This window comes from Gardnerella swidsinskii (assembly GCF_023277705.1).
Classification (GTDB): domain Bacteria; phylum Actinomycetota; class Actinomycetes; order Actinomycetales; family Bifidobacteriaceae; genus Bifidobacterium; species Bifidobacterium swidsinskii.
This window is the reverse complement of the sequence record NZ_CP083176.1, coordinates 204,225-217,049: the sequence shown is the minus strand read 5'-3', so window position 1 is coordinate 217,049 and position 12,825 is coordinate 204,225. Positions and strand designations below refer to the sequence as shown.

The following is a 12,825-nucleotide window of genomic DNA, read 5'->3' as shown; positions in this document are numbered from 1 at the left end:
CTTGATATACGAAAATTCAATGTAGAAAGGAACAATCATGGCAAACCGCAAAGAGCGTCGCGCGAAGGAAAGGCAGAGCCGCAAGGGGATTCCTTCTCAATATGATGAAACAAAAGGTCGCGCTCGCGGAGGCATGATTGACGAATACAATTTACAAGAACGCTCTAGAAGACTTCAAGAGAGGGGAACTGGTCCTTGGAAGCCAACTTCTAACGTGACAGCTGAGGAGGAGAGACTGGCTCGCAATGTTAAGCGATCTCAGTTGGGCGATGATACTTGGAATGTTGTTCGTAAAGTTGTCGGAGTGTTTTCCTGGGCTGTGATTTTGCTTTCCGCGCTTGCTTTCTTGGTGATTATGTGGCTTCCTAGCCAGCCTATTGTGCTTGTTGTGGTAGTTTCCGTTTTGTTTGCATTAGGCGTGTTTGGCTTGTTCTTTAGCTTTAGTAATTCTAGGCAGAATCCGCGCCTTGACGAGCACGGCACTGCGATTTAGATGTACTTATAAAATAAGAATGTTTTTTAATGATTAAGGTGGGCACTTGCTAATAACAACGTGCTCGCCTTAATTGTTTGTGTGCGCTCCGACCTGCTTTCGCGCTTAGAGCGTAGCGCGCGAAAGCAACTCGGAGCGGAAACTCGCTTAAGTTGGAAGTCCAGTGGACTTCCAACGCGAGTTTCGTAAGCGAGCGCTTATTCCTCACGGCTATTGGTAGCCGTTCGGCTGATTTGGCATGTGAAGCACACCGTGCTTCACAATTGAGCCAAATCACGCTTTGAAAGAGCTTGAAATCCTGTTGATTTCAAGCTCGGCCAAAGCGCGCGAGCGCATACTGCGTTACGGTCTCTAGTTGGCGCTCTTCGGACATTCGCGCATTTACACAATAGGATGCTTAATGTAGTAGTCGTGCATTGACTTCTTGGAAATTATTTCCTCGCTGCCTTGATTTGCAGATATGCCGATTCTCGCGCGAATCCACGGATCTTCTTTATGCGTTCTTTCGCTGAGCTGATTTCCTGTAAGATTTCCAAGTTTTGCGCACACTTCCTCTATAATCTTGACCTGCTCATATTCTAAAGTTGCGCATCTTTCTGGAAGAGAAATCAGTAGTTCTTCTTTGCGAATTGTGAATCTTCCTCGATGCCTGTTAAATAGTTCCAATGAAACCGGACCGTTCGTCCAAGCTTCAAAATCTTCCGGAAATAGTGACAATCCAGTTGTAGCTAAGCTGTGCGCTTGAGAATAATACACAAGCTTCTGCAGCTTCATAGTTGTCATTGGTCCCATAATTTCCAATATTTTTGCCGCTACATTAATAATGCCCATCACGCATCTCCTTTTTCTTTGCAACAAATTAATAGCGATTTTATGAATGGAAAAAGTGAGCGTCAATTCGATTAAAGAAATGTGGACAACTTGTATTATGAGTTATTTTTTAGTTTGTGTTATTTTGCAAGTTCAACTTATTTGATTGTTGTTTTGCGAACTAATCATTTAATAGTTCAACATGCAATAAGTTAATAAGCGAGTAAGTTAATAAACTAATTTCGTGAATCTATAAGCGCGTAACCATGTCTTACAAGCACAGATTTAAGTTGCGTAAGATAAGCGAGTGAAGCTCTTGAAAGCTTCGTGCGCTCGTTGGTAATCCAGCCAACAAGCATAGTGTCATCACATTCAAGCGGAATAGTGACAATTTTTTCATTGTTTAAATCGCCGTTATCTATTCCAGTGCAAACAGTGTAACCATTCAACCCAATAATAAAGTTTAAAATGGTAGCGCGGTCAGAAACGTTGATCTTTTTCGGTGGGCGAGTAGGCCAAACCGCTTCTTCTGCGAAGAAGAAACTTCCTTCTTCTCCCTGTTCGTATTGAATAAAAGGATACGGTTTCAAATCTTCCAAACTCAAGCTTTTTCGCACTGCAAGCGGATTATTTCTAGAAAGAAAAACATGCAATTTTGCTCGGAAAAGCGGGTGGAATTCCAAATGTTTTTCACGAAGCAGCTTGCCGATTACATCCTTGTTGTAGTCAGAAAGATAAAGAATTCCAAGGTCTGCGCGCATATCGCTTACTTGCTTAATGATATTTTTTGTGCGCGTCTCGCGAATTGAAAACTCGTATTCGTTAGAATGAATACTGCGAATCATATCGACGAATGCTTCAACAGCAAACATGTAGTGTTGTGTTGCAACGCTGCATAATTGTGGGCGAGGCTTCGTACTTTTGTATCGTTCTTCAAGAAGATCCGCCTGCTCAATTACTTGTCGAGCGTACGTCAAAAACTCAGCTCCATCAGCTGTTAATGCAATTCCTTGAGTGGATCTAGTGAAAATTTCAATGTTAAGTTCTCTTTCAAGCTCTTTTACAGAAGAGCTCAATGCTGGTTGTGAAATATATAGTGCTCGTGCTGCTTCATTCATTGAACCGCAGTCAACGATTTTTACAATATACTTCAGTTGTAGCAAAGTCATACGAGCTTCTTTCGTGAGCTAAAAGTTACGATAATCATCAAAAATCACATAAATGAGCCGCTAACGAATCTAGCAAAAGGTATAGGCATAACCTAATTCTTAGTTGTCATAACCATAGTTCCACATAACCATAGTTTTATATATAATCTTAGTAGTATAAGCTAAATATTTAAGCAATTATTAAAGATTTACTCCTACTGAAGCTAAATCCTTACGCGCTTGCTCTGCAGTTGTAAAAACAAATCCATGCATGCCAACTCTATGAGCTCCATCAATATTTGCTGGCTTATCGTCGAAGAAAACAGTTGTTTGCGGATTTAATCCAAATCTACTTATAGCAAGTTCAAAAATTTCCGGTTCTGGCTTATGCAAATGCTCAACACCGGAAATAATGGTTCCTTGCAAAAGAGTAGAAAGTTCTGGGAATTTGCGTAACGCAAGTGGGAAAGTTTCTTTAGACCAATTTGTTAAGCCCCATACGCCGTATCCAGCTTTACGTAAATCATGCAATAAATCAACCATTCCAGGCATCATTCGTGTCAAAACTTGGTCATAATGAGCGCAATACCAACGGAAAGCTTCAGCAAGTTCGCTTCCAAAGCGACGTTCGTATTCAGGCATAAGATCTTTCAAAAGCTCGCCGCCATCCATGCGGTCCTCAAATTCATAGAACCCGGCTAAATCGTTCTTTCCAAAGCTTCCATTAGGGCAAATAGTATCAGCTAAATTCGGGAACTGGTTTTGCAAACAGTTTCGGCAATTCCATTCGAGTAGAACTTTGCAATAATCAAACATGACGTCATGGATCTCAATATTTTGTGCGTTAGTCATTTATTTCTACTCCTTCTATTTTGTTTCATACGTTATTTTACATTCGCGTATTTTGTTTCATGCGTTAATTTTGTACACTGCTGATATTATTCCGCGCGCTACTTTATATTAATAAGAATCCCAAGAACATGCGGTAATGCATTTATAATGTCGCTTGCCACAATTGGATGTTCCAAAGTTAAAGCACGCTTTGATTTCACTATGTCTTGCACTAGTTGAGTGTAATTGTTTCCTCCGCTACTGCGTGACGCAAATACTGCGCAAACTCCATGAATCACAGCTGCGCTCGCTGCAATAAGTGCGTAATTTTTGTTGTTCGCATTGTTTTTCTCGTTGTTGTTCGCGTTGTTTTCGTTATCTTTTTCGTGCTGAGCCAGCAATGCTCCTAAAATTCCTGCTAGCACATCTCCTGAGCCTGCAGTTGCTAGCCAGGATGGAGCGTATTGTGCAATATAAATAGGAGAGTGCAATTTTGATGGTGATGCAACTGCTGTTGTTGCGCCTTTAACTAACACAGTTGCTCCAGTAAGATCGGCTGCTTTTTGAGCGTAGTGTGTTGGGTTGCTGGCTATTTGTTGTGCGCTTACTTCTAAATCGTATCTAGTAAAAAGCGAGCTTAATTCTCCTGCGTGAGGTGTGAGAACTACTTTTTCGCAAACTTGTTTTGGTAGTAAGTCTAATGCTCCAGCATCTACGCATATTGGCGGAAGATTGTTATTTAATTGCGTTTCAGCGTTGTCGTTTTTGTTGTCGTTTTCGTTTTCGTTGGAGTATTTTGCAAGTATGCTAGCAATGTATTTTCTTTGAGATAAAGCCGTTTCGTCGTTGCAATGGCTTTCGTCTGGTATGCCGCATCCAACTGTTATTGCGTCGATTTTTCCGTTTAATTGTTCGTATGCTACTACTTCAGGTGATGCTTGCAATACTAAATTTTGTGCACGAAGAGGACCTGAATAACGGACCATTCCAATATTTGCATGTATTGCAGCGCTTGTGCTTAACACTGCTGCTCCGGGATAGTCGTTTGAACCGGTAATTACGCCTAGAACGCCTCTTGAATATTTATTATCGCTTGCATGAGGCGTGCGCAATGGTGTGGAAGCAAGATGAATATCTACTGATATTTCATTATTTGCAGAGTTTTTAGCGTCAGTGTGCGAACTGTCAGGTTTTGCAATGTAATTCATACCATCTGTATTGCCAAACATAGTATTAAGTGTAATCGTCATTAAGCACATGCAGAGTTGGCTAAACATGTGTATTACTGTCTAAACTTATGTATTGTTACAATTTGTAAACATTTTGAAAATATTTGTAATTTTTTTGTTATTCTGCGTGTCGTGAATATTATGGCGTGTCGCTACTAGTTTTGCGTAAAAAATAAACAAAAATGCCTGATTAATAAATTTGTCCAAATGTTATAATCACATTTATTTTTTCGTTGGTATATTAACGTTTTTTAATGCAAGATAAAGCAGAAAGCAGCATGGTCTTTTTTGAAATTTTGCATTATAGCAGATGAAAAATTCACGAAACGCATTTTTGCAAAAATAATTATATTTTTTCACATTTTTTATTGACCGTCACGTATATTTTTCTTATGCTATAAGCGTTATTGCGAATGATTATTTTTTTCATGAATAGCTTTCATGAGTACCTCTCACAATCAACCCATGCAATAACAGTTAAAGATTCCCGAAAGGAACGAGTGTGAAAACTTCACGAATTTTCGCAACTGCAGCTGCGGTTGCATTATTAGCAACTTCTATGGGTGCTTGCGGCTCCGCAAAAAATGCCGAAAATAAGGCGAAGGGCAATCAAGTAAATGTAGTGGCAACTACAACTCAAATTTGCGATTACGTAACTCAAATCGCTTCAACTGCTGACGCAAAATCTGGATTGAGCCTCAATAAGACTGATTCTCAGGGCAAGAAGTCTGTAATCGGAGCTCCTCAAGACAAAGCAAAGTCAACAATTAATTTGACCTGCTTGCTTGCGCCAAACGCTTCTGCTCATGAGCATGAAATGACTCCAGCTCAATCTAAAGCTCTTTCTAAGGCTGATTTGATGCTTGTTTCTGGTGTAGATCTCGAGCACTTCTTGGATCAAGCTGTGAAAGCTACCGGTTTTAAGGGCACTATGGGTGTAACTTCCGGTATTCTCACTGCTGACGAAATCAAGGATCCAAAGGCTGAGACTGCTAAGGAAAAGGATCTTCCATACAAGGTTGATCGCGGTATCGCTAAGGTGCATGCTGAAAAGTGGCCATTCCCTCCAGAAGAAGGCGAGAAGGAGCCTGAATTCCAGTACGATCCACATATTTGGACCAGCACGAAGAACACGATGATTCAGGTTAAGAATATCGGTTATTTCCTCGGAAAAGCTCTTCCTAAGAGCAAATCTATTTTCGATGAGCATGTTGAAAAGTTCGTTAAGTCTTTGACTGATTTGGATGCTTGGGCAACTAAAGCTTTGAATAGTGTGCCACAAAAGCATCGTGTTCTCTTCACTTCTCACGATGCATTCGGTTACTTCTCTCGTGACTACAATGTGAAGTTCATTGGTGCAGCACTTTCTGATTTCAACAGCCAGCAGGATGCTACTGCAGATCATATTCAGAAAGCTGCAGAAGATGTCAAGAAGTCCGGAGCTGTTGCGATTTTTGCTGAGAATTCTAACAATTCCAAGTCTATCAAGGCTGTTGCTGCAGCAGCAGGAGTAAAGGCTGTTATTGGCGACGACGCGCTTTATGGAGATTCGCTTGGACCAGTCGGATCTGCAGGCGAAACTTACATCGGTTCCATTGTTCACAATGTTGAAACATTGGTGAAAGCTTGGAATGGTAATGTTCCTGAACTTCCAGATTCAGTTAAGACTGCATTGAAGAAGTAACATATAAATAACAGTAAAAATAATAGTATCGTAACAGTAACTTTAATAGCGAAAGTTTAATAGCGAAAGCAAGAAGTTACTGTTACGAATACTTATTAATAAACTGAAAAGACTGGAAATATAGTGAATAAGAGCGTCCTTGCAATGAAAAATTGCGACCTGGCATACGGTTATAAAACTGTAGTGACTGGTATTAATGGCAGTGTGCAAGCCGGGGAAGCTTTGGCTTTAATAGGTCCAAATGGTTCTGGGAAAACAACGTTTTTGCAGGCTATTATTGGTATCGTGCGCGTAAGTCGCGGTGAACTGAAAATGCCTAAGGCTTTGTCTATTGGATATGTTCCACAGCAGGTTGATTTGGATTTAACGTTCCCGATTACTGCACGGCAAGTTGTTGCAATGGGCTTAAGTAGACAGACAGGTTTTCTTGGATTGCTTAAAAAAGATCAGAAAAAAGCTGTTGAGGATGCTCTTAATCATGTTGGTTTATTCAATCGCGCAGATGTGCGATTTGGTGACCTTTCTGGCGGTCAGCGCCAGCGCATTCTTCTTGCGCGCGCGATTGTTGCAAAGCCAACGCTTATTTTGCTCGACGAACCTTTTAATGGTCTTGATGAACCGAATCGCCGAGAACTTCTTAATATTATGAAATCAGCAAAGCAAGAAGGTATTGCTTTTGTTGTATCTACGCACGATTTAGTTATTGCAGATGCTATTTGTGAAAAAGCGCTACTTTTAGCTGGCAAGCAGATTGCTTTTGGCGCGCTTAAAGAAGTAATGACTAAAGAAAATATTACTCGTGCATATGGTGGAAGCATGCCTGCTGCTTCTGCAGGTCTTACTTTTTCGGAAATTGCGGAAGGCTGATTTTCAATGCTTGCCCAATTAGTTGAGTCATTAAGAAAAGTTCTGGAACCAATTCCTGGTTTTGATTTTATTGCTTCTGCTCCTTATATTTTTCGCCCGTTCTGCTTACTTATAGTTCTATCTATAGCTAGCGGAATCGTTGGTGTATTTGTGAACTTGAGATGTGCTGAATTTAATGCGGAAGCTATTGTGCATGGCATATTTCCTGGAATTGTTGTAGGCGCTTTATACGGTGGCATAGATCAAATTATTCCTGGTGCTGCAATTTGTTCAGTATTTTTAGTTGCTGCATTAGTGTGGGCTTCTCGTTCAACTCGCATAAATGAATCGATTATCGCAACTGTTTTAACTACTTTCTTTGCTCTTGGTGTAGTAATTTCACTAAAAAAAGGTGATATGTCAGGTCAGCTCGAGGCATTGATGTTTGGTAGGCTGCTTGATGTCACTGATGAGCGAATGACTCAAGCAATGTGGATTTGCTTGTTTGCAATTATTGTGCTTTTGGCAACTTGGAAACAGCAGATTATTGTTGCTTTCGATCGGGCAAGTGCTCCATTAATGGGAGTGCATACTCTTTTTGTCGATATTGTTCTTAACGTTGGCATTGCTGCGGTTGTTGTTTCTGCATCTTCAGCTGTTGGTGTTCTTCTTGTGATCGGGTACCTTATTATTCCAGGAGCTAGTGCTCGTTTAGTGTCTAGAACAGTTGGGCGTATGGTTGCAGTTGGTATCTTTGTTGGTATTGCTGGAGTTGTTCTTGGTATGTACGTTATGAATTTGGAGCTTGATCATCCTATTTCTCCTCAAGCAGCAATTGCATTAAGCATGTGTGCAATGTTCGTAGTTGTGCTTATTGTGCGCTGGCTGTTCCAAGTTATTTCATCTATAGTTTTTGCGCATAAAACTCATACAGGCGGTAGCGATATAAAAGTTTTAGCAAAATCTTATAAAGGTAGGGAATAGATGGTAAGTATTTGGCAAATTATCGCTCTACCTATAGTTGAAGCAATTGTTGTAGGTGCTCTATGCGGTTTCGTTGGCTCTCTTGCGCTTCTTAACCAGCGAATATTCTTTACTGAATCTATTACTCATGCAGCTTTTCCTGGAGCAGTATTAGGTGTAGTTTTAACTTCTGCTTATACAATAGATCAAAATATTTTGTCGCTTGGGCTTTTTGTCGGTGCTGCTGTTGCGTGCGTTGTACTTTCCTTAGTAATGTATGCACTTTCGCATCTTAAGGGCATTTCTTCGCAAGCTGCAGCTGGTATTACTTTAACTGTTGGCTTTGCTAGTGGATACTTTTTAAATAAGTGGTTTGCTCCATTGCCATTGCGTATTGAGGGATTTTTAACTGGATCATTGCTTAATTGCACTCCTGCAGACGTAATTTCAGCCTCTGTTGCTTTCTTGCTTGTTTTGGGATTATGGATTTTTAATTCTGCTAATCTTGTGCATTGCTCGTTTGACCCTATTAATTACCGTGCTGCAGGCGGAAGATCAGGTTTTATACAGGGCATGGTTCTTGCTTTGATTATTATTACTGTTTCCGTTATTATTCCAGCAGTTGGTACAGTTGTTTCAGTATCTCTTATTGCTGCTCCTGCTGCAGCATTAAAGGGAAGAATTGCTTCTATAAATAAATTCGTACTTGCATACGTAATTACTGCTGTTTCAATTGCTTTAATTGGACTAGCTTTAGCTGTAATACTGAAGCTTTCTGCCGGTGGCACTATTGCTATTTGCGCTGGAGCTTTCTTCTTAATAGTCAAGATTGGCGAAAGCATTTTTATAAAAATTAATGATTTTTCATCAAGATTGCATGCAAGGCGAGAAAAAGTAGCCGAAAACGCTATTTAGCAAAAGAGTTTTAAAAGTCGCTCTGTTGTCCTAGAATGTCAACGAATTGCGCGTGAAAAATGCGCGCGATTGACGTCGTTTTTGCGCGTTTTGTTGATTGTTTAATCGCGTAAGTTTATCGACGCCACACAAGTCCAGGTCTGCACATTAGTAACGCAAGACCCCGATAGAAAAGGACAATTATGGCTGAAAATACCATCTCCATCACCGTAAACGAGGAACGCAAGGAGGTGGATGCAAGCTTCACTGGCGCCCAACTTTTCGCGGAAGATAAGAATATTATTGCTGTGCGTTTAAATGGCGAGTTGCGTGATTTGTACACGTCTCTTCATGACGGCGATACCGTGGAATCAGTGGCCCTTGATAGTGAAGATGGCATCGCAATCATGCGTCATTCCGCTACTCACGTGATGGCTCAAGCTGTTCAAGAAATTCGACCAGACGCAAAGTTGGGCGTAGGTCCTGTAATTAAAGACGGCTTCTACTACGATTTCGATGTTGATACTCCATTTACGCCAGACGATTTGAAGCAAATCGAAAAGCATATGCAGCGCATTATTAAAGAGTCTCAAAGCTTCCGTCGTCGCGTTGTAACAGAGGACGAAGCGCGCGAAGAAGAAGCAAATCAACCTTATAAGTTGGAGTTGATTGGGGATAAGGAAGCAGCTCTTGATCCTGCTGCCTCTGGCGAAATCAGCAAGCATGAGCTTAGCATGTACGACAATGTAGATCGCGAAGGAAACAAGGTTTGGAGCGATTTGTGCCGCGGACCTCACCTTCCAAACACGCGTTACATTAAGGCTTTTAAGCTTGAGCGTGTGGCTGCAGCTTACTGGCGTGGCTCGGAGCAGAATCCTATGCTTCAGCGCATTTACGGCACTGCTTGGCCTAGCAAGGAAGAGCTTAAAGCTTACACAACTCGCATGGAAGAAGCTGCTAAGCGCGATCACCGCAAGCTTGGTCAAGAGATGGATTTGTTCTCCTTCCCAGACGAGATTGGCCCAGGCTTAGCAGTGTTCCATCCAAAGGGTGCTGCAATTATTAACGCAATGGAAGATTATTCGCGCGAGCAGCACAGAAAGCATCACTACAGCTTCGTACAAACTCCGCACATTACTAAGGGTGGCTTATATGAGACTTCCGGCCACTTGCAGTGGTACAAGGATGGCATGTATCCTCCAATGAAGCTTGACGAAGAGCGCGACGAAAATGGTAACGTAACTCGCCAAGGTGCTGACTACTACTTGAAGCCAATGAATTGCCCAATGCATAACTTGATCTTCAAGTCTCGCCAGCGTTCTTATCGCGAGCTTCCTTTGCGCTTGTTTGAGTTTGGTACCGTGTATCGCTACGAAAAGTCTGGCGTTGTGCATGGTTTAACTCGTGTTCGTGGATTGACTCAGGATGATTCGCACATTTACTGCACTCGCGAGCAGATGCGCGATGAGTTGAAGAGCTTGCTTAACTTTGTGCTTGGTCTTCTTAAAGACTTCGGTTTGAACGACTTCTACTTGGAGCTTTCCACTAAGGATGAGCATAAGTTCGTCGGTTCCGACGAGATTTGGGAAGAAGCAACTAATACTTTGGCAGAGGTTGCTAAAGAGTCTGGTTTGGAACTCGTGGACGATCCAGGTGGAGCTGCATTCTACGGCCCGAAGATTTCCGTGCAAGCTCGAGACGCAATCGGTCGCACTTGGCAGGTTTCTACTATTCAGCTCGACTTCAACTTGCCTGAGCGCTTTAAGTTGGAGTACATTGCGGCTGACGGTAGCCACCAGCGTCCTGTGATGATTCACCGCGCACTCTTTGGCTCTATTGAGCGTTTCTTCGCTATTTTGCTCGAGCATTACGCGGGCGCGTTCCCAGCATGGTTGGCTCCAGTTCAGGTAACTGGCGTTCCTGTTGCAGACGAGTTCGCTCCACACTTGCAAAAATTGATTAGCGATTTGGAAGAGAATATGGTTCGTTGCGAAATGGACAACTCTGACGATCGCTTCGGCAAGAAGATTCGTAACGCTTCTAAGTCTAAGGTGCCATTCACTTTGATTGCTGGCGAAGAGGATGTGAACAACAATGCTGTGAGCTTCCGCTTCCGCGATGGCAGCCAATTGAATGGCGTTCCTGTTTCGCAAGCTAAAGAGTGGATTTTGTCCATCATTAAGCAGCGCGTTCAGGTCAATACTGCAGAAGATTTCGAGCGCTACACTAAGTAGCATAAGCTATTTAAGTTATGTAACTTAAATAACGTTACTTAAGCAGCACAGTTTCGCTTGAAAACTAAATTGCAATAAATAAACGAAATAAGCAAAAGTCCACACTTCTTAAAGTTGTGTGGGCTTTTGTGTGTATTACAGCCGATTGACTAATATGAGATTGTTTATTGAACCCAAGTTTTATTTGCTTGATTACGCTAGGAAGGTTGCATTCAATGTTGGAATCATTACGCAGCGGGTTTAAGCGCACTATTTCTCCAATTGCAAAATTGCTAGTCCGATTAGGCATAAGTGCTAACTTTGTAACAATTGTCGGCACAATAGCTGTAGTTATTATTGCTTTTGTTACTGCTTTTACTAAACAGTTTGTTGTTGGCACTATATTTTTAACTATTTTTGTGCTTGCAGACAGTTTAGATGGTTCTGTTGCTGCTTTGACAACAGGCGGCACAAAATTTGGTGCATTTCTTGACTCAACTCTCGATCGCATTGCAGACTGGTCATTATTTTCCTCTGTATGCATTTGTTTGTATGAAGCTCACGAAAAAGATATGTGCACTTGGATTTCAACTTTGAATGGCAATGCAATAAAGTGTGTAGGATTATTAAGCTGTTTGGTTGCTCTTATGGCAGCTTTCGTAACTTCATACACTCGCGCTCGCGGTCAGTCAATAAATGTAGATCCTAAAAAAGGTTTAATAACTCGTGCAGATAGAGTTGCTGTGATTCTTGTTGCTATGGGGCTTGTTGGTCTTACAAATCAACTTTTTTGGTTAAGTTTTGCTATGATTCTGCTTGCTATTGGCGGTATTATTACAGTTTTCCAGCGTATTTTTGAAGTAAAGCATGGGCTTGATATAAAAGATAAATAAAATTTGTCGCGAAAGCGCAATAAAATCGTTTCGTTTGATTAACTGTACGTTTTAGGAGTATCATGTCAGGTCATTCCAAGTGGGCGACTACAAAGCACAAGAAGGCCGCTATCGACGCAAAGCGTGGCAAGCTTTTTGCCAAGCTTATTAAGAACATTGAAATTGCTGCACGTTTGGGTGGTGGCGATCCTGATGGTAACCCTACGCTGTACGATGCCATCGTTAAAGCTAAAAAGGCTTCCATGCCTGCTGACAACATCAAGCGCGCTGTAAAGCGTGGTTCTGGTGAAGAAGCTGGCGGCGCAAACTATGAAGAGATTGTTTACGAAGGTTACGCTCCTGCAGGTGTTGGATTGATTATTGAATGCCTTACTGATAACCGTAATCGTGCTGCTGCTGATGTGCGTTCAACTCTTACTAAGGGCAACGGTTCTTTGGCAACAAGCGGTTCCGTGAGCTTCAACTTCGAACGTAAAGGTTTGATTGAAGTTCCATCCGAAGGTGTTGACTACGATAAGCTTTTCGAAGTTGCAGCTGAAGCTGGAGCTGAAGATGTTGCTGATGATGGCGATGTTTATTCTGTTTACACCAATTCCAGTGATTTGGTAACTGTGCGTAAGGCTTTGCAGGAAGCTGGTTTCGACTATGATTCTGCAGATATCATTATGCATCCAAATAATGAGGTTGAATTGAGCTTCGAAGATGCTCAAAAGGTTTCTCGCTTAATCGATAATCTCGATGACTTGGACGATGTTCAGAATATTTACAGCAACTGGACCGCTTCAGATGAAGTTATGGCTCAGCTTGAGGAAGATGAATAG

12 protein-coding genes are annotated in these 12,825 nt (G+C 41.7%); 8 read left to right on the top strand and 4 right to left on the bottom strand.

Features of this window, described 5'->3' with window-relative positions; genetic code table 11:
* Positions 1 to 37 precede the first annotated feature (37 nt).
* Positions 38 to 493 (top strand): hypothetical protein, encoded by a 456-nt coding sequence (locus K9E37_RS00910; RefSeq protein ID WP_012914225.1) that lies wholly within the window; start codon positions 38 to 40, stop codon positions 491 to 493.
* 381 nt (positions 494 to 874) lie between these two features.
* Here the strand turns inward: K9E37_RS00910 and K9E37_RS00905 are convergent, their stop codons facing one another.
* From K9E37_RS00905 to K9E37_RS00890, 4 genes are all read right to left on the bottom strand, one after another.
* Complete coding sequence (locus K9E37_RS00905) at positions 875 to 1,324, bottom strand: Panacea domain-containing protein (protein ID WP_004108773.1); 450 nt, start codon at positions 1,322 to 1,324, stop codon at positions 875 to 877.
* A gap of 215 nt (positions 1,325 to 1,539) precedes the next feature.
* Complete coding sequence (locus tag K9E37_RS00900; protein WP_012914223.1) at positions 1,540 to 2,472, bottom strand: LysR family transcriptional regulator; 933 nt, start codon at positions 2,470 to 2,472, stop codon at positions 1,540 to 1,542.
* Between the two features lie 180 nt (positions 2,473 to 2,652).
* Complete coding sequence (locus tag K9E37_RS00895; protein ID WP_248893383.1) at positions 2,653 to 3,303, bottom strand: HAD family hydrolase; 651 nt, start codon at positions 3,301 to 3,303, stop codon at positions 2,653 to 2,655.
* A 98-nt stretch (positions 3,304 to 3,401) separates the two neighbouring features.
* Entirely contained in the window at positions 3,402 to 4,541 is a 1,140-nt protein-coding gene (locus K9E37_RS00890; protein ID WP_081378937.1) for an ADP-dependent NAD(P)H-hydrate dehydratase, read from the bottom strand.
* Positions 4,542 to 5,013: 472 nt separating this feature from the next.
* On the opposite strand from K9E37_RS00890, the gene K9E37_RS00885 reads away from it, so the two are divergent.
* The 7 genes from K9E37_RS00885 (at position 5,014) to K9E37_RS00855 (ending at position 12,825) form a co-directional block, all read left to right on the top strand.
* Positions 5,014 to 6,195: a metal ABC transporter substrate-binding protein gene (locus tag K9E37_RS00885; protein WP_004108796.1), complete on the top strand. Its 1,182-nt coding sequence runs from the start codon at positions 5,014 to 5,016 to the stop codon at positions 6,193 to 6,195.
* A gap of 144 nt (positions 6,196 to 6,339) precedes the next feature.
* Positions 6,340 to 7,062, top strand: coding sequence for a metal ABC transporter ATP-binding protein (locus K9E37_RS00880; RefSeq protein WP_041160582.1), 723 nt, complete (start codon positions 6,340 to 6,342; stop codon positions 7,060 to 7,062).
* Positions 7,063 to 7,068: 6 nt separating this feature from the next.
* A complete protein-coding gene (locus K9E37_RS00875; protein WP_248893381.1) occupies positions 7,069 to 8,025 on the top strand; it encodes a metal ABC transporter permease in 957 nt (318 codons plus the stop codon).
* On the top strand, positions 8,026 to 8,919 hold the full coding sequence (locus tag K9E37_RS00870) for a metal ABC transporter permease (protein ID WP_248893379.1): 894 nt from the start codon (positions 8,026 to 8,028) through the stop codon (positions 8,917 to 8,919).
* A 182-nt stretch (positions 8,920 to 9,101) separates the two neighbouring features.
* Entirely contained in the window at positions 9,102 to 11,132 is a 2,031-nt protein-coding gene (gene thrS / locus K9E37_RS00865; protein ID WP_102703141.1) for a threonine--tRNA ligase, read from the top strand.
* 215 nt (positions 11,133 to 11,347) lie between these two features.
* Positions 11,348 to 12,004 (top strand): CDP-alcohol phosphatidyltransferase family protein, encoded by a 657-nt coding sequence (locus K9E37_RS00860; RefSeq protein WP_248893377.1) that lies wholly within the window; start codon positions 11,348 to 11,350, stop codon positions 12,002 to 12,004.
* Between the two features lie 62 nt (positions 12,005 to 12,066).
* Positions 12,067 to 12,825 carry a YebC/PmpR family DNA-binding transcriptional regulator gene (locus tag K9E37_RS00855; protein ID WP_004106544.1) on the top strand — a complete coding sequence of 253 codons (759 nt, stop codon included), beginning with the start codon at positions 12,067 to 12,069 and terminating at the stop codon, positions 12,823 to 12,825.

Excerpts from the sequence above, each read along its gene's own strand:
- K9E37_RS00910 (WP_012914225.1), top strand. The coding sequence starts at position 38 with ATGGCAAACCGCAAAGAGCGTCGCGCGAAGGAAAGGCAGAGCCGCAAG.
- K9E37_RS00905 (WP_004108773.1), bottom strand. The coding sequence starts at position 1,324 with ATGGGCATTATTAATGTAGCGGCAAAAATATTGGAAATTATGGGACCA.
- K9E37_RS00900 (WP_012914223.1), bottom strand. The coding sequence starts at position 2,472 with ATGACTTTGCTACAACTGAAGTATATTGTAAAAATCGTTGACTGCGGT.
- K9E37_RS00895 (WP_248893383.1), bottom strand. The coding sequence starts at position 3,303 with ATGACTAACGCACAAAATATTGAGATCCATGACGTCATGTTTGATTAT.
- K9E37_RS00890 (WP_081378937.1), bottom strand. The coding sequence starts at position 4,541 with ATGTGCTTAATGACGATTACACTTAATACTATGTTTGGCAATACAGAT.
- K9E37_RS00880 (WP_041160582.1), top strand. The coding sequence starts at position 6,340 with ATGAAAAATTGCGACCTGGCATACGGTTATAAAACTGTAGTGACTGGT.
- K9E37_RS00875 (WP_248893381.1), top strand. The coding sequence starts at position 7,069 with ATGCTTGCCCAATTAGTTGAGTCATTAAGAAAAGTTCTGGAACCAATT.
- K9E37_RS00870 (WP_248893379.1), top strand. The coding sequence starts at position 8,026 with ATGGTAAGTATTTGGCAAATTATCGCTCTACCTATAGTTGAAGCAATT.
- thrS (WP_102703141.1), top strand. The coding sequence starts at position 9,102 with ATGGCTGAAAATACCATCTCCATCACCGTAAACGAGGAACGCAAGGAG.
- K9E37_RS00860 (WP_248893377.1), top strand. The coding sequence starts at position 11,348 with ATGTTGGAATCATTACGCAGCGGGTTTAAGCGCACTATTTCTCCAATT.
- K9E37_RS00855 (WP_004106544.1), top strand. The coding sequence starts at position 12,067 with ATGTCAGGTCATTCCAAGTGGGCGACTACAAAGCACAAGAAGGCCGCT.